At 65.9% G+C, this 22,972-nt stretch carries 25 protein-coding genes and 1 tRNA gene; 9 read left to right on the forward strand and 17 right to left on the reverse strand.

Going from position 1 to position 22,972, the window contains the following annotated elements:
- Position 1 precedes the first annotated feature (1 nt).
- Positions 2–1,732, reverse strand: a complete 1,731-nt coding sequence (locus tag H7J93_RS26750; protein WP_267309300.1) for an L-aspartate oxidase — start codon at positions 1,730–1,732, stop codon at positions 2–4.
- A gap of 42 nt (positions 1,733–1,774) precedes the next feature.
- Positions 1,775–3,337, reverse strand: a complete 1,563-nt coding sequence (locus H7J93_RS26755) for a phytoene desaturase family protein (protein WP_267309301.1) — start codon at positions 3,335–3,337, stop codon at positions 1,775–1,777.
- 108 nt (positions 3,338–3,445) lie between these two features.
- Between H7J93_RS26755 and H7J93_RS26760 the strand changes: the two genes are divergently transcribed.
- Both H7J93_RS26760 and H7J93_RS26765 read left to right on the forward strand, forming a co-directional pair.
- Positions 3,446–4,045: a TetR/AcrR family transcriptional regulator gene (locus tag H7J93_RS26760; RefSeq protein ID WP_267309302.1), complete on the forward strand. Its 600-nt coding sequence runs from the start codon at positions 3,446–3,448 to the stop codon at positions 4,043–4,045.
- A gap of 294 nt (positions 4,046–4,339) precedes the next feature.
- Entirely contained in the window at positions 4,340–4,603 is a 264-nt protein-coding gene (locus tag H7J93_RS26765; RefSeq protein WP_267309303.1) for a hypothetical protein, read from the forward strand.
- A 57-nt stretch (positions 4,604–4,660) separates the two neighbouring features.
- Here the strand turns inward: H7J93_RS26765 and H7J93_RS26770 are convergent, their stop codons facing one another.
- Positions 4,661–5,062: a hypothetical protein gene (locus tag H7J93_RS26770; protein ID WP_267309304.1), complete on the reverse strand. Its 402-nt coding sequence runs from the start codon at positions 5,060–5,062 to the stop codon at positions 4,661–4,663.
- 214 nt (positions 5,063–5,276) lie between these two features.
- Here H7J93_RS26770 and H7J93_RS26775 point away from each other — a divergent pair, with 214 nt between their 5' ends.
- A complete protein-coding gene (locus H7J93_RS26775) occupies positions 5,277–5,972 on the forward strand; it encodes a cupin domain-containing protein (RefSeq protein ID WP_267309305.1) in 696 nt (231 codons plus the stop codon).
- Here the strand turns inward: H7J93_RS26775 and H7J93_RS26780 are convergent.
- The gene (locus H7J93_RS26780) at positions 5,969–6,373 is read right to left on the reverse strand and encodes an HNH endonuclease (protein WP_267309306.1); all 405 of its coding nucleotides are present in this window, start codon (positions 6,371–6,373) and stop codon (positions 5,969–5,971) included. The genes H7J93_RS26775 and H7J93_RS26780 overlap by 4 nt on opposite strands.
- A gap of 47 nt (positions 6,374–6,420) precedes the next feature.
- Positions 6,421–6,495 (reverse strand) — tRNA-Thr (locus tag H7J93_RS26785).
- A 50-nt stretch (positions 6,496–6,545) separates the two neighbouring features.
- Here H7J93_RS26785 and H7J93_RS26790 point away from each other — a divergent pair.
- Positions 6,546–6,866, forward strand: a complete 321-nt coding sequence (locus H7J93_RS26790; protein ID WP_267309307.1) for a hypothetical protein — start codon at positions 6,546–6,548, stop codon at positions 6,864–6,866.
- Between the two features lie 2 nt (positions 6,867–6,868).
- Here H7J93_RS26790 and H7J93_RS26795 read toward each other — a convergent pair whose 3' ends face one another.
- Positions 6,869–7,702 (reverse strand): hypothetical protein, encoded by an 834-nt coding sequence (locus H7J93_RS26795; RefSeq protein WP_267309308.1) that lies wholly within the window; start codon positions 7,700–7,702, stop codon positions 6,869–6,871.
- Between the two features lie 94 nt (positions 7,703–7,796).
- Here H7J93_RS26795 and H7J93_RS26800 point away from each other — a divergent pair, with 94 nt between their 5' ends.
- Positions 7,797–8,519 (forward strand): response regulator transcription factor, encoded by a 723-nt coding sequence (locus H7J93_RS26800; RefSeq protein ID WP_267309309.1) that lies wholly within the window; start codon positions 7,797–7,799, stop codon positions 8,517–8,519.
- Complete coding sequence (locus H7J93_RS26805; protein ID WP_267309310.1) at positions 8,497–9,996, forward strand: sensor histidine kinase; 1,500 nt, start codon at positions 8,497–8,499, stop codon at positions 9,994–9,996. Before H7J93_RS26800 ends, H7J93_RS26805 begins: the two co-directional genes overlap by 23 nt.
- 3 nt (positions 9,997–9,999) lie before the next feature.
- On the opposite strand, the gene H7J93_RS26810 is transcribed toward H7J93_RS26805, so the two are convergent.
- From H7J93_RS26810 to H7J93_RS26860, 11 genes are all read right to left on the reverse strand, one after another.
- A complete protein-coding gene (locus H7J93_RS26810; RefSeq protein ID WP_267309311.1) occupies positions 10,000–10,404 on the reverse strand; it encodes an HIT family protein in 405 nt (134 codons plus the stop codon).
- Between the two features lie 36 nt (positions 10,405–10,440).
- Positions 10,441–11,259: an SDR family NAD(P)-dependent oxidoreductase gene (locus H7J93_RS26815; protein ID WP_267309312.1), complete on the reverse strand. Its 819-nt coding sequence runs from the start codon at positions 11,257–11,259 to the stop codon at positions 10,441–10,443.
- Between the two features lie 37 nt (positions 11,260–11,296).
- Positions 11,297–11,740: a nuclear transport factor 2 family protein gene (locus H7J93_RS26820; RefSeq protein WP_267309313.1), complete on the reverse strand. Its 444-nt coding sequence runs from the start codon at positions 11,738–11,740 to the stop codon at positions 11,297–11,299.
- Positions 11,741–11,757: 17 nt separating this feature from the next.
- Positions 11,758–13,662 carry an FAD-dependent oxidoreductase gene (locus H7J93_RS26825; RefSeq protein WP_372508048.1) on the reverse strand — a complete coding sequence of 635 codons (1,905 nt, stop codon included), beginning with the start codon at positions 13,660–13,662 and terminating at the stop codon, positions 11,758–11,760.
- A gap of 51 nt (positions 13,663–13,713) precedes the next feature.
- Complete coding sequence (locus tag H7J93_RS26830; protein WP_267309381.1) at positions 13,714–14,844, reverse strand: NDMA-dependent alcohol dehydrogenase; 1,131 nt, start codon at positions 14,842–14,844, stop codon at positions 13,714–13,716.
- Positions 14,845–14,940: 96 nt separating this feature from the next.
- On the reverse strand, positions 14,941–15,480 hold the full coding sequence (locus H7J93_RS26835) for a nuclear transport factor 2-like protein (RefSeq protein WP_267309315.1): 540 nt from the start codon (positions 15,478–15,480) through the stop codon (positions 14,941–14,943).
- Between the two features lie 2 nt (positions 15,481–15,482).
- Positions 15,483–15,698, reverse strand: a complete 216-nt coding sequence (locus H7J93_RS26840) for a ferredoxin (protein ID WP_267309316.1) — start codon at positions 15,696–15,698, stop codon at positions 15,483–15,485.
- Positions 15,699–15,700: 2 nt separating this feature from the next.
- Positions 15,701–17,059, reverse strand: coding sequence for a lanosterol 14-alpha demethylase (gene cyp51, locus H7J93_RS26845; protein WP_267309317.1), 1,359 nt, complete (start codon positions 17,057–17,059; stop codon positions 15,701–15,703).
- A complete protein-coding gene (locus H7J93_RS26850) occupies positions 17,056–17,880 on the reverse strand; it encodes an SDR family oxidoreductase (protein WP_267309318.1) in 825 nt (274 codons plus the stop codon). Before H7J93_RS26850 ends, cyp51 begins: the two co-directional genes overlap by 4 nt.
- A 34-nt stretch (positions 17,881–17,914) precedes the next feature.
- On the reverse strand, positions 17,915–19,129 hold the full coding sequence (locus H7J93_RS26855; protein WP_267309319.1) for a cytochrome P450: 1,215 nt from the start codon (positions 19,127–19,129) through the stop codon (positions 17,915–17,917).
- The gene (locus tag H7J93_RS26860) at positions 19,126–19,734 is read right to left on the reverse strand and encodes a TetR/AcrR family transcriptional regulator (RefSeq protein WP_267309320.1); all 609 of its coding nucleotides are present in this window, start codon (positions 19,732–19,734) and stop codon (positions 19,126–19,128) included. The genes H7J93_RS26855 and H7J93_RS26860 overlap by 4 nt, the downstream gene beginning before the upstream one ends.
- A 142-nt stretch (positions 19,735–19,876) precedes the next feature.
- On the opposite strand from H7J93_RS26860, the gene H7J93_RS26865 reads away from it, so the two are divergent.
- The 3 genes from H7J93_RS26865 to H7J93_RS26875 are packed head-to-tail and all read left to right on the forward strand — an operon-like array spanning position 19,877 to position 22,972.
- Complete coding sequence (locus H7J93_RS26865) at positions 19,877–21,346, forward strand: aldehyde dehydrogenase (RefSeq protein ID WP_267309321.1); 1,470 nt, start codon at positions 19,877–19,879, stop codon at positions 21,344–21,346.
- Between the two features lie 10 nt (positions 21,347–21,356).
- Positions 21,357–22,121 carry an SDR family oxidoreductase gene (locus H7J93_RS26870; RefSeq protein WP_267309322.1) on the forward strand — a complete coding sequence of 255 codons (765 nt, stop codon included), beginning with the start codon at positions 21,357–21,359 and terminating at the stop codon, positions 22,119–22,121.
- Positions 22,118–22,972 carry an NAD(P)-dependent oxidoreductase gene (locus H7J93_RS26875; protein ID WP_267309323.1) on the forward strand — a complete coding sequence of 285 codons (855 nt, stop codon included), beginning with the start codon at positions 22,118–22,120 and terminating at the stop codon, positions 22,970–22,972. The genes H7J93_RS26870 and H7J93_RS26875 overlap by 4 nt, the downstream gene beginning before the upstream one ends.

A 22,972-nucleotide genomic window follows, 5' to 3' on the forward strand; every position in this document is an offset into this window, starting at 1 on the left:
GCTATTCGACGAGCTTCCCGTCGGCCGACACGTCATGCATCAACGTGTCGATCTCGGACGGGATCGCAGGTATGGGCTCGCGTTCCAGTTGACCCGGACCCGACCAGACCAGGTTCACCTGCAGTGATTCGTCGATTGCGGGGAAGTCGGACCGGTTGTGGCACCCCCGGGACTCCCGTCGTTCGATGGCCGCCTCCAGCGTTGCGCGCGCCGCCATCAGGCTGGATCTCAGGTCGAAGGCGTGCGCCAGGTCCTGGTATCCGGCGATGTCGGGGTGCACGCCGAGCTGGGCGGCGTGCTCGTCGAGGGCATCGAGCTCATCCAGTCCGGCTCGCAGCCCGCTCTCGTCGCGCACCACGCCGCAGTGTTCGGTCATGGTGTTTCGGACACCGCGCTGCAGGAACCGGACGTTCTCGCCGCCTTCGGCCGACAGCAGTGCGTCGATCTCGTCGCGGGCCGTCGAAACCGCTGCGGGCGAACGATGTTGGGCGCGCAGGGCCGTCGAATAGGTCGCGGCCGCGGCTCCGACGATTCGGCCGTAGACCAGTAGCTCGATCAGCGAGTTGCCGCCGAGCCGGTTAGCGCCGTGCAGACCGCTGGAGGCTTCGCCGATCGCATATAGGCCCTCGACATCGGTGGTGTGGTCCTCCGGCCGCACCCAGACGCCTCCCATCGAGTAGTGGGCCGTCGGTGCGATCTCGATCGGTGTGGTGGTGATGTCGAGCAGCTGCAGTTCCATCAGGGTCTGATAGACCCGCGGCAGGCGCTCCATGATCTGTTCGCGCGGTAGGTGCGACACGTCGAGCCAGACGCCGCCACGCGGCGTGCCGCGGCCCTCCTTGATCTCCGTGTACGCGGCGAGCGCGACGCGGTCGCGCGTCGACAGCTCCATCCGGTCGGGGTCGTACCGCTTCATGAAGCGCTCGCCGAGATCGTTGCGCAGGATTCCGCCCTCGCCGCGGGCGGCCTCGGAGACCAGCGTGCCCGCCGAGTCCTCGGGTTCGATGAGACCCGAGGGATGGAACTGCACGAGTTCGGGATCGCGAATCCGGCCACCGGCCTCGACGGCGAGACGGAAAGAGTCGCCGGTGTTTTCGTCGCGGCGCGACGAGGTGCGCCGCCAGATGCGGGTGTGGCCGCCGGCGGCGAGAATGACGGCGTCCGCCCGGATGACATAGCGGGTGCCGTCACCTAAGTCGAACCCATACGCGCCGAAGACGACGTTGTCCCGAACCAGAAGCCTGGTGATGTATACCGTGTCGAGGATCGGGATATCAAGTTGCGCAGCGCGTTTGACGAGCGTGCGCTGGATCTCCAAGCCGGTGTAGTCGCCGGCGAAGGCCGTGCGGCGGTAGGTGTGCGCACCGAAGAACCGTTGGGAGATCCTGCCGTCCCGCTCTCGCGCGAAGTGCATGCCATACCGTTCGAGGTCGCGTATGCCCTCGGCCGCGCCTTCGGTGACGATCTGAACGGTGTGGGGATTTGCCAGTAGATAGCTTTCTTTCAGCGTGTCCGCGGCGTGCTGTGCGGGGCTGTCCTGTGCGTCCATGGTGGCCAGCGCGGCGTTGATACCGCCTGCCGCCAAAGTGGTGTGGGGATCGGCCTTGGGACGCTTTCCGACTGCGAGCACGTCGATTCCACGTTCTGCCAGTTCGATCGCCGCGCGCAGACCCGACCCACCGGTGCCGATGACGAGTACGGATGTCGCGATCTGCTGCTCAAAGGTCGTCATACCCTTAAGACACCGCGGGCGACCGTTCTGTGACAGGGACGCCTAGCTGAGGTCGTCGATCACCTGGTGGCCGGCGTTGTACCCCGGGATGAACGTGATGCCCGGCCCGCCGTGGCACCCCGCCCCGCCCAGGTAGAGACCGTCGACCGGGATCGGCATGTCGAGAAAGCCCTTGGGTCCCGGTCGATTCGGGCCCATCAGGTCCGGATGCAGCAGGCCGTGACAAAAATCACCTGCGGGTGCGGCGAACATCGTCTGCATGTGGTACGGCGCGAAGGTGATGTGACGGATCAGGATGTCGCGGAAGTTGGGGGCGTAACGGGTGATCTTGTCGATGACCTTCTCGGCCATCTCGTTCTTCAGGTGACCGTGCTGATCACGGCTGGTCTCCACTGGGAATGCGTACGCGAACGCACTGGCCGCGTGCTTGCCGGGCGGCGCCATGGCGGGGTCGTGCACCGACGGAATCTGCATGCCCATCGACGGGTTGTCCGGCACGACGCCGCGCCTGCACTCGTCCCATTGGCGCTGTTGTTCCTCGGGTGAGTTGAAGATGCCGATGGACCCTTGCATGCCGGGCTCGTTGAGGAACTCGTACGGGGGAGCGAATTCGGGTAGGCCGTCGAGCGCGAAGTGGAGCTGGACGAACGATGCTCGGTGGTCGCGGCCGCCCAGCCGCGTCACGAGGTCGGCCGGAAGGTGTTCCGCACCGATCAGGTCGACGAGCGTGTGGTCCGGCGACACATTTGAAATGACTACCGGCGCACTGATTTCGGAGCCATCGCGCAATAGCACACCGGTCACACGGTCGTTGGCGACGAGAATCTTCTCGACCTTGGCTCGGTATCTGATTTCTCCACCGCTGGAGATGAACCGCTCGAGCAGGCGGTCGCAGAGCGCGCCGATTCCGCCCTCCAGCTTCGTCATCATCGCGGTGGTGTCATCGGGTACGGCGAGCGCGAACGCCAAACATGTTGCGCTGCCGGGGGTGTAGGGACCGCGGTACGTCGAGTTGATGGCCAGGAAGGCGAGCATGCCGCGCATCACCGCATGCTTCTGCCGGTCGGGCAGGAAGCGGTCGATGGCGTCCATCGCGGTGCCGAACAGGACGTCGTGGATGGCCTGGCGCTCGGCTTCGTTGGCGGCGCACGCGTACATCTCATCGATGGTTTTCGGCGGGGTGCGAACGTCGAAGCGGCCGAGCGCCTTTGACGGGCCCTGACTCCAACCGATCAACCCCGCCATGCCGGTGACGGCGTCGACGCCGTGCTTCTCGGTGAGGTGGGTCATGAGTTTCATCGGATCGCGATAGAAAATCATCGCCTCGTCACCGTCGTCGCCGAGATTGACCGACATCACCTCGGAGTCGACGGTCGGCAGTGTGTCCAGCCCGAGTTCCTTCGCGATCTGCGGCGGCATGGGGAACTGGACCGAGCCGGCGATCTCGTAGCGGAACCCATCGATGAGCTCGACCGTGGCCGCCATCCCCCCGGCGTAGGTGTTGGCCTCAAGGCACACGGTCCGCATGCCCGCCTGCTGCAGGAGGGCAGCGGCAGTCAGTCCGTTGTGGCCGGCACCGACGACGATCGCGTCGTAGTCGCTCATGACAACTCCTTCTCGGTCGACAGGGTCGCGGTCAGAATATGTCAGTACTGACGCAAAATATGTCAGTACTGACAAATTTGGTCGGTGGTGGGATACGATCGCCGCGCTATGACCGCCTCGCCGAACCTGCATGAGCTGCGGAGACTGTCCACGCGCGAAGCGTTGCGGAAGGCCGCACTGGCGAGCTTCGCTGCCAAAGGTTTTTCGAATGTGACGGTGACCGAACTCGCCCGCGAGGCCGGGGTCACCGAGCGCACGTTCTTCCGGCACTTTCCGACCAAGGAAGCCGTGCTGTTCCAGGACTACGAAACGCAGGTCGAGTGGTTGGCGGACGCTTTGGAACGGCGGCCTGATTCGGAGTCGGTGTTCGACGCCGTGCTGGCGGCCATCGCGAGCTTCCCGTATGACCTGGAAGTGGTGCGCCAAGCGGCAAGTGCTCGCGCGGAATTGATCAGCGCCGAGCGGATCGCCTCTCACCTGAGGGTGGTGCAGGCGTCATTCGCCGGCGTGATCACGAACTTCGTCGCCCGCCGGTATGCCGGCACTCCGGAGATCGAGCTGCTTGCCGAGGTCGCCGGTGCGACGCTGGCGGCGGCGCTGGTGACTGCCGTGGAGAACTGGGGGCGCAACGGGTGCACGGGCGATCTGAACGAGATCACGGCTACCTGTGTGAATCTGGTCAGGTCCGGTTTGGCGCCGCTGTCCTGACGCCAATCCGGTTGCGCCGCAAGGTTTTCGCGGGCCGACCGTCGCCTGCCGCTCGGCAAGTCGCTAGGTGATGTGCTGCATCGACGTCGCTCGCGGCCGGCCCGCTAACCCAAGTTACCACATCATCTGAACAGTTGGACAGATACAGCGAATCGACGCGAAGATAGCTGGGCTGTCCATTTTCACTGCGTTGAGGCGAGTCGCGCGGTTCGGGATCGGAGGTGCTGCGGACACATCTCTGGTGCGGCGCTCCAACGCCACTACCGATCGCCAGTACGCGCGTACCCTGCAGATATGCGGTTACGCGGACTGCTCCTCGCCTGCGCGTGCGTCGTTGCGATCGCTGCCGCGCCGGCTGCGGTTGCCGAGCCGTCCACGTACCCGGCCACCGACGCCAACGGCGTCCCGACGAATCGGTCCGGTGGGCCGGTCACGACGATCAACGGCATCCCCTGCACGGCCGGGCACTACGGCACGTGCTTCTCCTTTGCGCAGAACCAGCCGGGACGGCAGCCGCCGCGTGCGCGGGTGGGCGGCAGTCCGACCGTCCGCAACTAGTCCAACAGGGATCGGCCCGCCACCTGAGAAGCTCTGATGGCGGGCCGACGCGTGCTGCTAGCGCAGCGAGCCTGGCGGCCAGTCGTAACCGATCTCGTCGCAGATGGGCGGAATGATGATCAGGGATCCGCGCGGAGAGCAGAACGGCATTCCCGGCGGGGGTGTCAGCGGCGCGGGGGGTGTACCGACCGGGGCCGGCGGTGGCGCCGCCGGATGCGGTGAACCGGACCACGGATACATGGTGTTGGTCGTGACGTCCACGATGCCCTCGGAGTTCCAGTACCAATCGTGGGGGACGTTCCAGTCCCAACTCAGCACCTGACCGCCAGGCGGCGCAGGCTCACCCGGAAACCAATGGGTGCACGTGACACCGGCTGGACAGTTGCCGCCTTGGTAGCTGGGACCCTGCGCGGACGCGGTAGCCAACCCCAATCCGGCCAGCGCCAGACCGCTCGACACCGCGGCCGCCGTCGCAAGCTTCGAGATTCGGTTGATGATCGTTCTCCTTCGTCGGGCGGCGCCCGAGTGGCGTCGCCAGTGCGGCCCAGTACAGACCGCGGAGTTAGCTACCGATCCCAAATATGATGCCCTAGCAAACACATCCTCGGAGCGGTTCTGCGCAAAGTCGCTGGATTTCTCTTGCACGCTGGGGGTCGCCGCTAGGCTCCCGAACGTGACGGTGAATCGCCGCAAAGTCCTGGGTGCAACGGGTCTGGCGGGCGCTGCCGCCGCGACCGGGGTGGGCGTCGACCGCCTCATCATCTCCAGCGGCACCGGCAACGGCTCCGAGAAGGAAGCACCGATTTCTATGGCTGACGACGCTGCGCGCTTCGGCGATCCCCGCATACCCGCCGAGACGATCACCTCGCAATCTCATCTCTTCCGGCTCGGCGAGCAGCCCCGCAGCGAGCATGACGGCGGCTGGTTCCAGCAAGCCAACGAGGACACCTTTCCGATCCTCAAGGGACAAGAAGCGAGCATCTTGCTGCTCACGCTGAAGCCCGGGGGCATTCGCGAGCCGCACTGGCATCCGAGTGCGTGGGAACTGAACATCGTCACCAGCGGAGTGGCGACGTGGATCGTCATCGACGGAAACGGCAACTACGAGGCCTTCGACCAAAAGGTCAACGACGTCGTATTCGCGCCTCAGGGGTCGTTTCACTACTTCGAGAACCGCGGCCAGGATGACCTGTCGGTCATCATCATTCAGAACACCAGCGCACCCGAGGACAAGGACAACATCGGGATCGGGGAGTCACTCAGCAGGCTGCCACCGCGGGTACTGTCCGCCATCTTCGGTGCGCCGGAAGAGACGTTCGAATCCTTCAAGAAGATCGACAACTCGATCGTCATCCTGCGCTCGCCCTAGTACGACTGCCCGTCGGCGTACCGCTGCCGACGGTAGTGGCGACCCTTGCCGCGGTTGCGACTCTTGTACGTCGCGAGCTGTGAGTCGCAGTTCGGACAGACCAGCCGCAGGTTCTCCCGCCGGTTGTTGGTCGGGTCCCCGTCGATGTGGTCCAACACCAACGCGAGCGGCAGGCCCAACCACACGCTCGCCCCGCCGCAGATTGCACAGCAACGCGACTGCGCTTCGGCGAGATACTCGCGGATGTAGTGACCGCGGCCGGTACCGACCCGCGCGTTACCGGATTCGAGCCAAAGCTCCGTACTGGCTTGACGCCGGGCCACCGCTTGGCATGCGTTACCGCAGTAGATCTTTTGGCTGCGCTTCGTGAGTGCTGAACCGCAGCAGCGACACTGTCTCATGTCCGAAAGTTACGGCGCGCTACCGACAAGCAGTCCGCGGCCAAACGTGGAGCCCCCTATCGGGATTGAACCGATGACATTCCGCTTACAAGGCGAACGCTCTACCACTGAGCTAAGGGGGCCTGCGGGGACAGAGTTTATCGGGTCGGTCATTCGGGGAACTCGGTGCGGTGTGACTGTCAAGGACGATCTGCTCGAGGACCTGCCGCACGTCTACCCCCGACTGGAGCGGCCCGACATCGAGCGGCTGCTGAGCCTGCTCGACCAGAGCGCCAGCACCGAGGCCACCATGAGGCTGTCGATTGCCACCGCGTTGCGGCCGTTGGTGCCTCAGGTCGCGGACCGCATCGAGTCGTACGGTGCGGAGGACGTCGACGAGTACGTGCGCATTCTGCGCGGGGCGGTCGTCCCGCTGCTACAGGAGTGGCAACCCGAAAGCGAAGCCCCGGCGGCAGGTGATGTCGCCGATCGTGTCGCCGCTTTGGAGAGCTGACGTCACTCGTCGGCGTCGATGACCCGCTGCGACGTCACCGGTCGCGTGGTCGCCGCCCGGGTGCGCGCCCTAGGACGCCTGCCCGGCAGCGGAATTCGATCGGCGATGTTGCTCAGCGGGTTGACCACCTGGCTCAAGGTGATGACGGCTTCGTGCAGCGCATCGATCGTCGGCCCCAATGCCTCCAACCCCGGCGTCAACCGGTTCAAGGTGTCGGCGACATCGGCCAGCTTCAGTAGCGGTCCGTTCTCGTCGGTCAGCGTGTCGAGCAGCCCGCCCTCGGCCAGCAGCCGGTCGGCCACCCCGTCTTCGCGCAGCACGCGTTCGACCAGGCCGTCGTGGGCCAGCAGCTGATCGGCCAGCCCTCCAGGGGCGATGACCCGCGATATCGCGCCGTCGTCGGTGGTCATCCGGTCCAACAGTCCGCCTTCGGCGGTCACCTGGTCGATGATCCCGCCAGGTGCGAGCGCTCGGGAGATCGCACCGTTCTCTGCGGTGAGCCGGTCGAGAAGCCCGCCTTCCGCGGTCACCTGATCCACGATTCCGCCAGGGCGCAGCAGCCGGTCGAGCGGACCGTTGGGCGCCAGCGCCCGGCCCAGGGGCGCGTCGTCATCCATCAGCCGCGCCAGGCGGTTGGCTCGTTCGACGGCATCGTCGAGACCCAGCAAGTGCGCGAAGGATGCTGACCCGTCGCCGGCCGCCGAATCCGAGTCACCGAGGGTGCGCTGCGCGATGCCGAGGGCGCCGCTGGCCATCGCAAGACCTGTTTCAGCCATGGCCAGACCGACTCGTACCGGTGCGCTGGCCAGGTCCGTCACGGCTTTGCCCAGGTTCATTTCCCCAGTCTATGGACCGCGCAAGATCAAACTCACAGGAAGTACACAGTCTTTCGCAAGGAACATCGCAAGCAATTGGGCGGAAAGTGGATGAATGGCGATGGCTCCTGCACAAGAACACACCCCGGAGGCCACGGTTCTCGTGGTCGACGATGAGACCAACATCGTCGAGCTGCTGTCGGTGAGCCTCAAGTTCCAGGGCTTCGACGTCTATACGGCGTCCAACGGTTCGGCCGCACTGGACAAGGCCCGCGAGGTGAAACCGGACGCGGTCATCCTCGACGTGATGATGCCCGGCATGGACGGCTTCGGCGTACTGCGCCGACTGCGTGCCGACGGTATCGACGCTCCCGCGCTGTTCCTCACCGCCCGCGATTCGCTGCAAGACAAGATCGCCGGACTCACGCTCGGCGGCGACGACTACGTGACCAAGCCGTTCAGCCTCGAAGAGGTGGTCGCCCGGCTGCGGGTGATCCTGCGCCGGTCGGGCCGCGGTGCCGTCGAAGAAACCCGCAGTTCCCGGCTGACCTTCGCCGACATCGAACTCGACGAGGACACCCATGAGGTGTGGAAGGCCGGCGAGCCGGTCTCGCTTTCGCCAACGGAGTTCACCCTGCTCCGCTACTTCATCATCAACGCCGGCACGGTGCTGTCGAAGCCGAAGATCCTCGACCACGTCTGGCGCTACGACTTCGGCGGTGACGTCAACGTCGTCGAGTCCTACGTGTCGTACCTTCGCCGCAAGATCGACACCGGCGAACAACGCCTGCTGCACACGCTGCGCGGGGTCGGCTATGTCCTCCGCGAGCCGCGATGAGCGCTTGCGAGACGGGCCGAGCGCCGACCTGAACAATGGGCGTGTGCGTGCACTGAGCGGTCGGGGAATCCCGCTGCGGGTCGGACTCGTGGCCGCCACTTTGGTGTTGGTGGCGTGCGGCCTGCTCGCCGCCGATGTGGCCGTCACGTCGATCCTGCGTCACAGCCTGAGCAACCGGGTGGACGAGGAACTGCTCGACGCCTCCCGCAGTTGGGCGCAAGCTCCGCGACAGGTGCCTGCGGGGCCGATGGAGGGTCCCAATCCCGCACGCCCGCCGTCGGACTTCTACGTCCGGGGCATCGGTCCCGACGGCCGCATCTGGATGGCGGTCAACGACCGTGACGCCGAACCGGCGCTGCCTGACTCCAACGATGTCGGTCCTGAGCCGGTGACCATCGGCTCGGTCGGCGACTCGCGCGTCCAGTGGCGCGCGATGACGGTGCGTGGCCCCCAGGGCGAGCTCACCACCGTGGCCATCGACCTGTCCGACGTCGAGACGACGCTGCGCGCTCTGACCTATGCGCAGCTCGGCATCGGCTTGGCGGTGCTGCTGGTGGTCGGCGTGGCGGGGTACTGGGTCGTGCACCGCAGCCTCCGGCCGCTGGTCGAAGTGGAACGGACCGCCGCGGCGATCGCGGCGGGCCAGTTGGACCGACGGGTGCCGGCGCGTGATCCCCGGACGGAGGTCGGCCGATTGTCGCTGGCGCTGAACGGCATGCTCGCCCAGATCCAGACGGCGATGGCGGCGTCGGAGTCATCTGCGGAGCAGGCGCGTAGCTCCGAGGAACGGATGCGCCGATTCATCACCGACGCCAGCCACGAGCTGCGCACGCCGCTGACCACCATTCGCGGTTTCGCCGAGCTGTACCGCCAGGGCGCAGCCAGCGACATCGAGATGCTGATGAGCCGCATCGAGAGTGAGTCGAGCCGGATGGGTCTGCTGGTGGAAGATCTGTTGCTGCTGGCGCGGCTTGATGCTCAGCGCCCGCTGGATCATCGCAGGGTCGACCTTCTCGTGCTGGCCAGCGATGCCGTGCATGACGCGCGCTCGATCGCGCCGAAGCGCACGATCACGATGGAGGTCTTCGACGGGCCCGGCACCCCCGAGGTGCTCGGCGACGAGCCGCGGCTCCGTCAGGTGCTTTCGAACCTGATGACCAATGCGCTGCAGCACACGCCCGAAACCGCGGACGTGACGGTGCGGGTGGGAACGGAAGACGACACCGCGGTGCTCGAGGTGTGCGATAAGGGGCCGGGGATGAGCGTGGACGACGCCCATCGCGTGTTCGAGCGGTTCTACCGCGCGGATTCGTCGCGTGCGCGGGCCAGCGGCGGCACCGGACTCGGGCTCTCGATCGTCGACTCGCTGGTGCACGCGCACGGCGGCACGGTCACCGTGACGACCGCGCCCGGCCAGGGCTGCCGGTTCACCGTCAAGCTGCCACGGATCGCCGATGTGCCCGCGCAGGTCGGTTGAGCGTCAGCGCAATTCGGCCAGCGCGGCCTTGATCTTGGCCTGCGCGTCGTCGAGGGATTGCGGCGACGGATTGTGGTCGGCGTTCGCGAAACCGAAGTCCGCGAGGTCGTTGGTCGGGAAGACGTGGACGTGGAGGTGCGGCACCTCCAACCCGGCAATGATCACGCCGGCGCGCTCGGCGGGGAAGGCCTTCACGACCGCCTTGCCGATCAACTGCGCCACCTCCATCACCCGGCCGAACACCGCGGGGTCGACGTCCTGCCAGTTGTCGATCTCGGCGCGGGGGACCACCAGCGTGTGGCCGACCGTGATGGGTGCAATCGTCAGGAACGCGACGATCTCGTCGTCTTCATAGACGAACCGACCGGGTAGCTCTCCGTTGATGATCTTGGTGAACACGCTCGCCATGTCCGCCAGCATAGTGAGGGCGCTTCGGCGCGATCCTCAGCGGATGAGGCCGGCCAACTCCTCGACGGTCCATGGCGGTGAATCGGTGTGGTCGCGGTAGCCGATGATCGCCGGTGTCTGACGGTCGAAGCGGCCGACGAAACCGCCTGCGGCGATGAAGATCTGGCCCGTTACTCCCTTGGCGAGATCGCTGGCGAGGTAGGCGTAGATCGGTGCGGCGTACTCGGGCGGCGGCGCGTCCAGCGCGGCCTGCGTACTGGCGTCGTCGAGTAGGCCGCGGCTGTTCAATTCGGCGATGTGGCTTTCGTACGCCGAGCCCGTCGACAGCCGCGTCTTCGCGCCGGGGCACACCACGTTCGCCCGTATCCCGTGTTCCTTGAGCTCCGCGGCGATGGCCATCGTCAGCCCGTTGACCCCGCCCTTGCCCGCCGGATACCCGGTGCCGCCGTAATCGCCGAGGTATGCGAACGAGCTGGTGTTGATGATCGACCCGCCGCCCTGTTCGACCATCCTCGGCGCCGCGGCCCGGCACGTCTCGAACGTGGTCATCAGGTGTGCGTCGATCAGATCGCGGAACAGCGTGCTCGTGACTCGCAGGATCGACTCGGCGGCGAGGCCGGGCGTGCCCGCGCAGTTGACCAGGATGTCGATGCTGCCGAACTCCTCGACGCATCTCTCGATCAATGCATCCGCGACGGCGGGTTCGGACGGTGCGCCGGGATGGGCGATCGCACGGGCCACCCGTTCGGCGGCCTCGTTCGCGGTCGCGGGGTCACGTCCGTTCAGTACGACACCGGCGCCCTGTGCGGCGAGCAGGTCGGCGACCGCGAGCCCGATGCCACGGGTGCCGCCCACGACGACGGCGCCCTTGCCGTGGAGTGGGCCGTGCGAGCTAATCGCCCTCGCCCTCCTGGGCGAACTGCATGGCGTCCATGTTCCAGTAGCCGCGCAGGTTGGTGATCAGACCGGCGTCGTTGACCTTGTAGGTGAACACCCCGCGCACGGTGGCGGTGAAGCCGTTCGGGAATCGGGTGCGCAGCACCAGGATGTACGCGATCTCCGTCGGCGAGCTGGACGGGAACGTCGCCTCGCGGGTGACGGTCAACTGGTTCGGGCCGATGTTCGCGTCGTAGAACGCGCCGACGGCCTCCTTGCCGCGGATCCCGGTGCCGTCCGGGTTGGTGACCGCCTCGCCGATCGGATCCTCGACAAGGACGTCGTCGGCCATCAAGGCCAGCCAGCCCTCCTTGTCACCCGCCTGAACGCATCGCCATGACGCCTCGGACGCGATGACTACCGGTGTCTTCTCGATTGTTTCGGTATTGGTGTCGGACACGGTGTTTCACTCCTTCGTTAGATGGTGCAGGCGGCACGGGCGCCGTCTTCGGTGGCCTTGCGGATGAGTCCAGCACCGGTGCAGTCACCTGCCGCGACGATGTGGGCATCGGGCAGGGCGGCGACGAGCTTCTCGTAAAGCTCGGTGTTCGGTTCGACGGCGCCGGCGATGATGACGGTGTCCGACGGCAGCTGCCGGAAGGTCCCGCCGCGCGGGGTGAAGACGACGCCGTCGGGCGTGATCCGCTCGACGGACACCCGTACGTGCACCGTCACCCCCAGCCGGTCGAGCCGGTCCATGTGTTCGGTCTTGCGCTTGTTGCCCACCAGCGGTGCAATCGTCTTACCCGGCTCGAGGATGGACACCAAACGGCCACGCGCGGCGAGGAATTCGGCGAGTTCGAGTGCGCCGAGGTCGGCGCCGACGATGGCTACGCGACGCCCCTCGGGGATCGAGCCGTGCGATATCGCGCGGACGACCTCGGGTGCGCTGCGCACGTTTGGCAACTCGGATCCTTCGATCGCGGGCGGGACGACCCGCCCGCCGTTGGCCACGATCACGGCATCCGGTCGCAGGTCGACGATATCGTCAGCCGAAAGGTTTTGTCCGAGTTCGACGTTGACTGAACTCCTGTCGATCTCCTGCCGCAGATAGTCGAGGTACGGCTTGTTCCCGGGATGCAACAGCGTCGCCCACCGCAGCGCCCCTCCGGTCTGGTCGTCGCGGTCGAAGAGCGCCACCCGATGACCGCGCTCGGCGGCCACGCGTGCGGCCTCCATCCCTGCGGGGCCGCCACCGATCACGACCACCCGCTTCGCGCGGGCGGCGGGCAGCACTGCCAGTTCGCGTTCCTTGCCGGTGCGCGGGTTGACCGCACAGTCCACCGAAAAGCGTTGTTCCATCGCGTCGATGCAGTTCTCGCACGAGATGCAGCCGCGGATTCGGTGCGCCTGCCCGGCCGCCACCTTGGCGGGCAGCTCCGGATCGGCCAGCATGGGCCGGCCCATCGCGATGAAGTCCGCCCTGCCGTCGGCGAGAATCTGCTCGGCGCGCCGGGGATCGTGGATACGCCCGACGGCGATCACCGGGACATCGACGACCTCCTTGACCGCCGCGGCGGCGCCTACGTTGAGCGCATCACCGTCGTCGGCCGCGTTGACCATGCCCGTCACCAGTCGATCGATAACCCCACCGCTGACATGGAACGCGTCGACGCCGGCAGTCACCAGTTCGGGTGCCACCAGGGCGGTTTCGAACATCGGCCGGCCGCCGGCCACCCGCTCATAGCCAGAGATGCGAAGCGTGATGGGTAGTGCGTCGCCGATTTCGGATCGGATCGCGGCAAGCGCGTCGAGCACCACGCGGATACGGCCCGACACCGAGTCGCCGCGGTAGTCGTCGGTGCGCCGGTTGCGTTGCGGGGCGAGGAACGAGCCGAGGAACATGTAGCCGTGGGCGGCGTGCACTTCGATGCCGTCGTACCCGGCCTCGGCGGCGCGCCGGACTGCCGCCTTGAACAGATCGAAAACCTCGACCAGCTGTTCGCGCGTGACCTCCGCAGAGGGACGGCCGGTCAGGTACGACGGAATCACCGACGGCCCGATCGACGTCACGCCGTACATCTCCGGCCCGAGCCCGTCGGGTCCGGCATGCACGATCTGCGGCTGGATCTTGGCACCGTGTTCGTGCACCACATCGACCAGTGCGCGATGCGCGTCGACCGCCTCGTCGGTGGCCAGGTGCAGCCCGCCCGGTGTCTCAGGGTGCCGATGATCGATGCCGGTCGCGCCGACGGTGATCAATCCGACGCCGCCCGCAGCCCGCGCGGCGAAGTAGTCGCGGGTGCGCGCCGACGGCAGCCCTTCGGGGGTGCCGTACAGGGTCTCCATCGGCGACATCACCATGCGATTGCGCAGCGACATCGCGCCGATCCTGCCCGGCGCCAACAGGTTTGGATACCCGCTTATCGCGGGCTACCGATCCTCGTCGGTATAGCGGATGACACCGCGGATGTTGCGGCCCTGCAGCATGTCCTGGTAGCCGTCGTTGATCTGCTCCAGCTTGTACTGCCGGGTCACCATGTCGTCGAGGTTGAGCTTGCCCGCCTTGTACATCGACAGCAGCTGCGGGATGTCGAAGTGCGGGTTACCGCCACCGAAGATGGTGCCCTGCAGGTTCTTCTGCATCAGGGTCAGCAGCGACAGGTTCAGCTTCACGTCCGTCTCGGCCATGTTGGCGACGGCGGTCACCACGCAGGTGCCGCCCTTGGACGTGCAGTTGAGGTAGTTGTCGATGTCCTCGCCCTTGAGCTCGCCGGTGGTGATGATCGTCTTCCTCGCCATCAGGCCTGCGGTGACCTCGGCGATGCCGGCCATTGCGGCGAACACGTCGGGATAGACGTGGGTGGCGCCGAACTTCAGCGCCTGATCGCGCTTCCACTCGACGGGGTCGATGGCGAAGATGTGGCGGGCGCCCGCGTTCACCGCACCCTGCAGCGCACCCATGCCCACGCCGCCGATGCCGAAGATCGCGACGTCCTCACCCGGGCGGATGTCCGCGCTGCGCACGGCCGAGCCGTAGCCGGTGGTCACACCGCAGCCGACGAGGCAGGCCACCTCGAACGGGATGGACGGGTCGATCTTCACCACCGAGCTCTTGTGCACGACCATGTACGGGCTGAACGTGCCGAGCAGCGTCATCGGAATGACCGGCTTGCCGTCGGCGGTGTGCACCCGGTTGGTGCCGTCGGACACCGCGGTGCCGGTGAGCAGCAGCGCGCCCAGGTCGCAGAGGTTGCGCTGGCCGCTCTGACAGGTCGGACACTCACCGCAGGACGGGATGAACGAGAGCACCACGTGATCGCCGGGTGCGACGTTCTCGACGCCGGGGCCGACCTCGAGCACGATGCCCGCGCCCTCGTGTCCGCCCAGCACCGGGAAGCCGGCCATCGGGATGTCCCCGGTGACCAGGTGATGGTCGGAGTGGCACATGCCAGACGCTTCCATCTGGATCTTGACCTCGTCTTTCACGGGGTCGCCGATCTCGATTTCCTCGATTGACCACGGCTGGTTGAAGTCGTAGATCAGAGCGCCTTTTGTCTTCATCCGCATGTGCCTTCCGCTAGAGCTAGTGAGGCCAGACTAGAGCCATTAGTTAGATAGGTCACGGCCACCCCCAATCAACTGCTTGGTGGCCGCAAATCACCAGATGGGAACGGGTGCCTGTCCCAGCGGGTAGTAGCCGGGCAGCTTCTCGCCCGACAGGGAACGTTCGATGCGCTTCTGCATGGCAGGGGTCAGGTCGCCGGACTCGATGAGCTTCGCGTAGCCCTTCGCCACGTGGCCGAAGTCGAAGAAGTCGCGCTGCCACTCGATCAGCAGTTGGTCGTTGAGCCGGAACCAGCTGCCGCCGATCCCGTAGATCTCGGCGGTGGTGCCGTCGCTCTTGTTGGCGATCTGCTTCCAGAAGCCGACGATCTCGTTCTGTTTCTCGTCGATCAGGGTGCGCTGGTACTCGTAGTACCAGTTCTCCAAGCCCTGCATCTCCAGCCCGAGGGCGATGTCGCGGATCTCCTGCTTGCCCACGCACATGACGTCTTCCTTGGGGCCGATGTTCCAGCCGTAGGTGGCGTCGTCGGTGTAGAACTCGGCCAGATTCGTCCAGTCGCCGGCTGCCTCGGAGTCCTTGTTGGCCTGCAGCCAGCGCTGGACCCAATCTTCCAGTTGTTCTCTTGACGCCATTGTCATTCCTTTTCTGTGATGGATAGTGCGCGGGTGGGACACATTTCGACAGCCATTTCGACGGCTTCACGAAGCTCGTCGGGGGGTTCGGGGTCGACGATTTCGACGACGCCGCGTTTGGGCACTTTGAAGACGTCCGGGGCCTCCAGCTCGCACATCGCGTGGCCCTGGCACAGGTCCTCGTCGAGATGGATTCTGTAGCTGCGATTTCCGCCCATTTTCAGTCCTTTACGCGCCTGCGGTAGCGAACCTTTGACGGCCGCGCCAGCTGGACGACCATCTTGGAATGGTCGTTGCGGTAGGTCTCCGGCGGCTGGGCCATCTCAAATTCGTACTCGCGCAACAACACCGAGAAGATCGCCTTGATCTGCATCTGCGCGAACGCGGCGCCGACACAGCGGTGCTTGCCCGCGCCGAACGGAATCCACGTCCACCGGTTGATCAGATCCTCTTGCCTCGGTTTGTTGTATCGGTCGGGATCGAAGGCATCCGGGTTCGGGAAATCCTCCGGGATGCGGTTGGAGATCGCGGGGGAGGCGGCGACCATCTGGCCCTTGTGAATCGGGTGGCCGGCCACCTCGAAGTCGTCCTTGGCCACCCGCATCAGGATGATCAGCGGCGGGTGTAGCCGGAGCGTCTCCTTGACCGCGTTGTCCAGAAGCGGAATCTGGCGCAGCGCATGGAAACTCACCTCCTGGCCATCGGCGTACAGGTCGTCGAGTTCCTGCTGGACCTTGGCGTAGTAGTCCGGGTTGCGCAGCAGTTCGATCAGCGTCCAGCTCGATGTGCCCGAGCTGGTGTGGTGGCCGGCGAACATCAGCGAGATGAACATGCCGGTGATCTCGTTGGCTGAGAATCGCGGATTGCCGTCGTCGTCCTTGATCGACACCAGCACATCCAGCAGGTCGCGGTCGCTCTTGTCCTTGGGCGGGTTGGCGATTCGCCCGCTCATGAGCTCCTGCACCAGTTCCACCAGGCTGGCCCGGGCCTCGTCGCGCACCCGGAAGCTCTCGATGTCGAGATACGGGTCGACGTAGCACAGCGGATCGGTGCCGCGTTCGAGCAGATGGAAGTAGTGGGCGAACCGCGAGTCCAACTGGCTGCGGAACTTCGGCCCGATGAGGCAGGCCGTCGAGGTGTAGATGGTCAGTTCGGCGAAGAAGTCGAGCAATTCGATCTCGCCTTCGTCGCCCCAGTCGGCGATCATGCCGTTGACCTGGTCCTCGATGGTGGCGGCATGGCCTTTCATCTGCTCACCGCGCAGTGCGGTGTTGTGCAGCATCTCGGCCCGGCGCTCCGGGTCGGCGTCGAACACCACGCCCTCGCCGAAGACCGGCGTCATGAACGGGTAGGCCTCGGCCTGGTTGAGCTCACTGTCGGTGGAGCGGAAGAAGAACTCGTTGGCCTCGGCGCCGGACAGCATGACGACCTGCTTGCCGGCGAGCTGGAACCAGCCGACGTCGCCGCACTCGTCTCGGACCCGCTGCATCAGGCCGATGGGATCGGTGCGGAACTCCTCCAGATGGCCGTGTTCCTCGTCTTCACCGCCGGAGACCCGGGGCACCACTGCTGTGGTCATGACGGCATTCCCTCCTCACCGAGAGCGAGCTTCTGTCGGTCTGTGATTTCGGCCAACGGGGCTTCGGGCTGCAGCTCCATATTCGCGATGAACCCGCCGCGCGGTGTCTCGGCGACGAATGTGATGGCGCGGGCCAGGTCGTCGGCGCGCAGGAAGTAGTCGTGCCGGGCCTGACCCCACTTCGCCCAGTCCTCCAGCGCCGGGCCGACCAGCTCGGCGGGCAGGCTCCATCCCATCGACGTCTTCGTCGGGCCGGGGTGCACGATCGATGCGCGCACGCCGGTGCCCTCGAGCTCCATCTGGTAGTTGGTGACCATTGCGACCAGGCCCGCCTTGGCGGCGCCGTAGGCGCCCATGTGCGGCCGTTGCCGCAGTGCCACATCGGATCCGACGAAGATCAGATCGCCGCGCCGGCGTTCGATCATGCCGGGCAGCACCGCGGTGGCCACCCGGTTCGCGCCGATCAGATGGATCTGGATCTGCGACTCGAAATCCTCGGTGCTGATGTCGGCGAGCTTGCCGAAGTAGGTGTCGCCTGCGCCGGCGACCAGCACCTCGATCTCACCGAGTTCCGAGATGGTCTGTTCGACAGCGGACTTCACGGAGTCCGGGTCGGTGACGTCGAGGTGTACGGGGATCGCCTCGCCGCCGTCGGCGCGGATCTTGGCGACGATCTCCTCGAGTTTCTCCACCCGGCGGGCGCCGAGCGCGACGGGGAAGCCATTGCGGGCCAGCCGGATCGCGGTCGCCTCACCGATTCCGGAGGAGGCGCCTGCGACGAGCGCCGGACGACGGTCGGGCAGCGGGTCAAAGCGTGGCATGCCTAAGCCTTTCGGTTCTCACAGCCTTTCGGTCTCACCGGACCTGAACGGAGACGGGGAGGTGAGCGAACCCGCGGACATTGCTCGAGTGGACGCGGACGGCGCTGGCCTCGTCGACCTCGTATCCGCGGATTCGCTTGAACAACTCGGCCAGTGCCACTCGGGCCTCCATCCGTGCGAGATGGGCACCGAGGCAGAAATGGGCACCGCTGCCGAAACTCATGAGCTTCGAACCGATTTCCCGCCCGATGACGAAGTCGTCGGGATTATCGAAGACCCGCTCATCGCGGTGCGCCGAGCCGGGGAGCAGCAACAGTACGTCACCGTCGGGAATGACGGTGTCGTAAAGCTCCAGCTCGCCGGCGACCGTGCGGGCGAGGATCTGGCTGGAGGTGTCGAACCGCAGCGTCTCCTCCACCCACAGCGGAATGCGCTCCAGATCCTCGAACACCGGGCCGATCTGGTCGGGGTTACGGTGCCCCCAGAACGCGGCATTGGCAAGCAGTTTGGTGGTGGTCTCGTTGCCCGCGATCACCATGAGGAACATGAAGCCGATGATCTCGTCGTCGGTGAGGCGGTCACCGTCGATCTCGGCTTCCAGCAACGCTGTCGTCAGGTCGTCGGTCGCCTTCTTCCGGCGTTCCTTGACCATGTCCTGGTAGTAGACGATGAGATTGAGCGACGCCTCGATCGCCGACTCCGGCACATCGGTGACGCCGTCGTCGCGGTGCATCACCGCGTCGGCCCATGCACGCACCTGCGTCCGATCGGCCTCGGGCACACCCATCAGCTCCGAGATGACGTCCATCGGCAGCTTTCCCGCGAATTCGTCGACGTAGTCGACGATGCCGCTGTCGCGGGCGATGGCCAGCATGTTGTCGAGGTGCTGGACTGCGATCTCGGTGACGCGCGGCTCGAGCTCGCGGATGCGTCGCGGCGTGAAACCCTTTGACACCAAGGTCCGCAACCGCAGGTGCGCCGGATCGTCCATCGCCAGAAACGACATGGTCTTCGACGCGTGCGGACCGCGCGAAGCCGGATCCAGTGACACCCCGAACTTGTTGGACAGAGTGGTGCTGTTGCGGAATCCCTGCAGCACGTCCGCATGTCGTGACAACGCCCAGAAGCCGAGCTTCTCGTTGTGGTAGAGCGGAGCCTCGTCACGCAGCCGCTTGTAGTACGGGTACGGATCCTCGTGGAAGTCGTAGTCGTATGGATCGAGGAGCAGTTCGCCGGTCGCAGCGCTCATTTGTCCTCTCCGAGGATGAGGCCGACCACATAGCTGAGGCGATCGGCGATCTGGTGATAGGTGAAGGCACCGCTTCCGGCGTTGACCAATGCGCCGAAGAAGGTCATCTCCAACGCGGCCAGGGTGCGAGGGTCGGCATCGGGGCCGAGGGCCGAGCGGATGCGGCGGTGGATCTCCGCGCCGATGCGGTCGCGGACCGCCCGCACCGCGTCGTCGTTCCCACCCAGCAGAGCGGTTGTGCAGGCCGCGGCCACCTCGGGTTCGTCGGCGACCGTCAGCGCCATGCTGCGCAGTGTCTTCTCGACACGCTCAACTCTGCTGTCGTTGACGTCGGTGAAGTAGGGCACCCGGCGGATCAGGTTCAGGTAGACCTCGGCGATCAGGTGGTTCTTCGATGAGAAATAGGTGTAGGCGGTGGCCGGTGCGACCTTGGCCCGTGCCGCAACCGCCCGCACCGTGAGGTCCGCATACGAGGACTCGCGCAGCATCTCCACGCCGGCGGCGAGCACCTTGTTGAAGGTCTCCTCCTGCCGACGGTTGCGCGGCGTTTCCCCTGGCTGCGGGGAAGGTGGCGAGGTGATCGCGACCACGGGATCACTGGACACATGTCCAACGTATCGGACAAGGGTCTGATGAGGCAAGTGTGCAGCTAAAACGCCGCATCCTTGCTTAAGGCGGCGAAGTGAGGCTAAGGTTCGACCTAGCAGCATCGGACAGTTGTCCAGCAACGCGAACACAGGAGTTCGGATGGGAATCCTCGCCGATCGCGAGAGTCGTCTGCTCATCGACGGCGAGCTCGTCGCCGGCAGCGCGGGCACGTTTGAGACGGTCAACCCGGCTACCGAGGAGGTGCTCGGCGTCGCTGCCGATGCGAGCGCCGACGACATGGGCCGCGCGATCGAGGCGGCGCGACGCGCATTCGACGAGACCGGGTGGTCAACCGACACCGAGCTGCGCGTGCGCAGCATCCGCCAACTCCAGCAGGCGATGCGCGACCACATCGAGGAACTGCGCGAGTTGACGATCGCCGAAGTGGGCGCCCCGCGGATGCTGACCGGCGCCGCACAGCTCGAAGGTCCGGTCGAGGACTTGAGCTTCGGTGCCGAGACGGCCGAGTCATACGCTTGGACAACAGATCTCGGCGTGGCATCGCCGATGGGTATCAAGACCCACCGCACCATCGCACGCGAGGCGATCGGCGTCGTCGGCGCCATCACGCCGTGGAACTTTCCCCACCAGATCAACCTCGCCAAACTGGGTCCCGCGCTGGCGGCGGGCAACACGGTGGTGCTCAAGCCCGCACCCGACACACCCTGGTGCGCAGCGGTTCTGGGTGAACTGATTCGCGAGCACACCGACATCCCGCCTGGGGTGGTCAACATCGTCACCTCCAGCGATCACGGTGTCGGTGCGCTGCTGTCGAAAGATCCCCGGGTGGACATGGTTTCGTTCACCGGGTCGACGAACACCGGCCGCGCGGTGATGGCCGACGGTGCGCCCACGCTGAAGAAGGTGTTCCTGGAACTCGGCGGCAAGTCCGCGTTACTGGTGCTCGACGACGCCGACCTGGCGGGTGCCTGTTCGATGTCGGCCTTCACGGCGTCAATGCACGCGGGACAAGGGTGTGCGATCACGACCCGACTGGTGGTGCCGAGGGCTCGTTACGACGAAGCTGTCGAGGCGGCCGCGGCCACGATGGCAGGGCTGCGGCCGGGGGACCCCAACGATGCGGGAACCATCTGCGGGCCGCTGATCTCCGAACGGCAGCGTGAACGCGTACAGGGCTATCTGGACTCGGCCTCCGACGAAGGCGGCAAGTTCGCCTGCGGCGGAGGGCGTCCCGCCGATCGTGACACCGGCTTCTTCATCGAGCCGACGGTCATCGCGGGTCTGGACAACAACGCCAAGGTGGCCCGCGAGGAGATCTTCGGGCCGGTGCTGACGGTCATCGCGCACGACGGCGACGACGATGCCGTGCGCATCGCCAACGACTCGCCCTACGGCCTGTCGGGCACGGTGTTCAGCTCCGACCCCGACCGTGCGGCCGCCATCGCCGCCCGGCTGCGCGTCGGCACCGTCAACGTCAACGGCGGCGTCTGGTATTCGGCAGACATGCCGTTCGGCGGCTACAAGCAGTCCGGTATCGGCCGGGAGATGGGGCTCGCGGGATTCGAGGAGTACCTCGAGATCAAAGCCATTGCGACAGCGGTCAGTTAGGAGACATCGGGTGGGACTTTACGGAGATCAGTTCACCGACAAGGTGGCGATCGTCACCGGTGCCGGTGGCGGCATCGGGCAGGCGTACGCCGAAGCGCTGGCCCGGGAGGGCGCGGCGGTCGTGGTCGCCGACATCAACGTCGAAGGCGCGCAGAAGGTCGCCGACGGCATCAAAGGGGAGGGCGGTAACGCGTTGGCAGTGCGCGTCGACGTGTCCGATCCCGATTCGGCCAAAGAGATGGCGGCGCAGACGCTTTCGGAGTTCGGTGGTATCGACTACCTGGTCAACAACGCCGCGATCTTCGGCGGCATGAAGCTCGACTTCCTCATCACTGTCGACTGGGACTACTACAAGAAGTTCATGAGCGTGAACATGGACGGCGCACTGCTGTGCACCCGCGCGGTCTACAAGAAGATGGCCAAGCGCGGCGGCGGTGCGATCATCAACCAGTCGTCCACCGCGGCGTGGCTCTACTCGAACTTCTACGGGCTGGCCAAGGTCGGCATCAACGGCCTCACACAGCAGCTCGCGACCGAACTGGGCGGGCAGAACATCCGCGTCAACGCCATCGCGCCGGGGCCAATCGACACCGAGGCCAACCGGACCACCACTCCGCAGGAGATGGTCGCCGACATCGTCAAGAACATTCCGCTGTCGCGGATGGGGCAGCCTGAGGATCTGGTCGGCATGTGCCTGTTCCTGCTGTCGGACCAGGCCAAGTGGATCACCGGGCAGATCTTCAATGTCGACGGCGGACAGATAATTCGGTCATGAGCACTGACGACATCAAGCTCGGCTATATCGGCCTCGGCAACATGGGGGCGCCGATGGCCAAGCGACTGGTCGACTGGCCGGGCGGCGTGATCGTGTACGACGTGCGCGCCGAGGCGATGACGCCGCTCGCAGAGGCGGGCGCCACGCTGGCCGACAGTGTGGCCGATGTCGCCGCCGCCGAAATCATCAGTGTGACGGTGCTGAACGACGCGCAGGTGCGTGAGGTCGTCACCGAGCTCGCAGGCAATGCCAAACCCGGCACCGTCATCGCCATCCACTCGACGATCAGCCCCGATACCGCGGTGGAGCTGGCGGAGCAGTTGCGGCCGCAGGGAATTCACATCGTGGACGCGCCGGTCAGCGGCGGCGGCGGCGCGGCGGAGAAAGGCGAGCTCGCTGTGATGGTGGGCGCCGATCGCGACGTCTACGAGCGGATCAAACCGGCATTCAAGCAATGGGCGTCGCTGGTGATCCACGCAGGCGAACCGGGTGCGGGAACCCGAATGAAGTTGGCCCGCAACATGTTGACGTTCACCTCCTACGCCGCGGCGTGCGAGGCGATGAAACTCGCCGAAGCGGCAGGACTGAATCTGGGTGCGCTCGGCCGGGTGGTACGTCACAGTGACGCGCAGAGCGGCGGTCCCGGCGCCATCATCGTCCGCGAGGACATGAGAGAGCTGACACCCGACCATTGGTTGTTCGACGCCTTCACCCACACCCGGGGTCTCGGCGAAAAGGATTTGAGCTTGGCCTTGGAGCTCGGCGATGCCAACAACGTCGAACTCCCGCTGGCCCAGATCGCACTGCAGCGGCTCGCCGAGGGGCTCGGCGTTCCGCACCCGAAGGAGTGA

The organism is Mycobacterium barrassiae (genome assembly GCF_025822765.1).
GTDB classification, from domain to species: domain Bacteria; phylum Actinomycetota; class Actinomycetes; order Mycobacteriales; family Mycobacteriaceae; genus Mycobacterium; species Mycobacterium barrassiae.

Bases quoted from the DNA above. Each gene is read 5' to 3' on its own strand.
- H7J93_RS26840 (WP_267309316.1), bottom strand. From the start codon at position 15,698: ATGGGCGGAAATCGCAGCTACAGAATCCATCTCGACGAGGACCTGTGC.
- H7J93_RS26765 (WP_267309303.1), top strand. From the start codon at position 4,340: ATGCGGTTACGCGGACTGCTCCTCGCCTGCGCGTGCGTCGTTGCGATC.
- H7J93_RS26855 (WP_267309319.1), bottom strand. From the start codon at position 19,129: ATGAGCGCTGCGACCGGCGAACTGCTCCTCGATCCATACGACTACGAC.
- H7J93_RS26755 (WP_267309301.1), bottom strand. From the start codon at position 3,337: ATGAGCGACTACGACGCGATCGTCGTCGGTGCCGGCCACAACGGACTG.
- H7J93_RS26805 (WP_267309310.1), top strand. From the start codon at position 8,497: ATGTCCTCCGCGAGCCGCGATGAGCGCTTGCGAGACGGGCCGAGCGCC.
- H7J93_RS26750 (WP_267309300.1), bottom strand. From the start codon at position 1,732: ATGACGACCTTTGAGCAGCAGATCGCGACATCCGTACTCGTCATCGGC.
- H7J93_RS26825 (WP_372508048.1), bottom strand. From the start codon at position 13,662: ATGTCGCTGCGCAATCGCATGGTGATGTCGCCGATGGAGACCCTGTAC.
- H7J93_RS26810 (WP_267309311.1), bottom strand. From the start codon at position 10,404: ATGGCGAGCGTGTTCACCAAGATCATCAACGGAGAGCTACCCGGTCGG.
- H7J93_RS26865 (WP_267309321.1), top strand. From the start codon at position 19,877: ATGGGAATCCTCGCCGATCGCGAGAGTCGTCTGCTCATCGACGGCGAG.
- H7J93_RS26780 (WP_267309306.1), bottom strand. From the start codon at position 6,373: ATGAGACAGTGTCGCTGCTGCGGTTCAGCACTCACGAAGCGCAGCCAA.
- H7J93_RS26760 (WP_267309302.1), top strand. From the start codon at position 3,446: ATGACCGCCTCGCCGAACCTGCATGAGCTGCGGAGACTGTCCACGCGC.
- cyp51 (WP_267309317.1), bottom strand. From the start codon at position 17,059: ATGACCACAGCAGTGGTGCCCCGGGTCTCCGGCGGTGAAGACGAGGAA.
- H7J93_RS26795 (WP_267309308.1), bottom strand. From the start codon at position 7,702: ATGAACCTGGGCAAAGCCGTGACGGACCTGGCCAGCGCACCGGTACGA.
- H7J93_RS26800 (WP_267309309.1), top strand. From the start codon at position 7,797: ATGGCGATGGCTCCTGCACAAGAACACACCCCGGAGGCCACGGTTCTC.
- H7J93_RS26850 (WP_267309318.1), bottom strand. From the start codon at position 17,880: ATGCCACGCTTTGACCCGCTGCCCGACCGTCGTCCGGCGCTCGTCGCA.
- H7J93_RS26875 (WP_267309323.1), top strand. From the start codon at position 22,118: ATGAGCACTGACGACATCAAGCTCGGCTATATCGGCCTCGGCAACATG.
- H7J93_RS26835 (WP_267309315.1), bottom strand. From the start codon at position 15,480: ATGGCGTCAAGAGAACAACTGGAAGATTGGGTCCAGCGCTGGCTGCAG.
- H7J93_RS26830 (WP_267309381.1), bottom strand. From the start codon at position 14,844: ATGAAGACAAAAGGCGCTCTGATCTACGACTTCAACCAGCCGTGGTCA.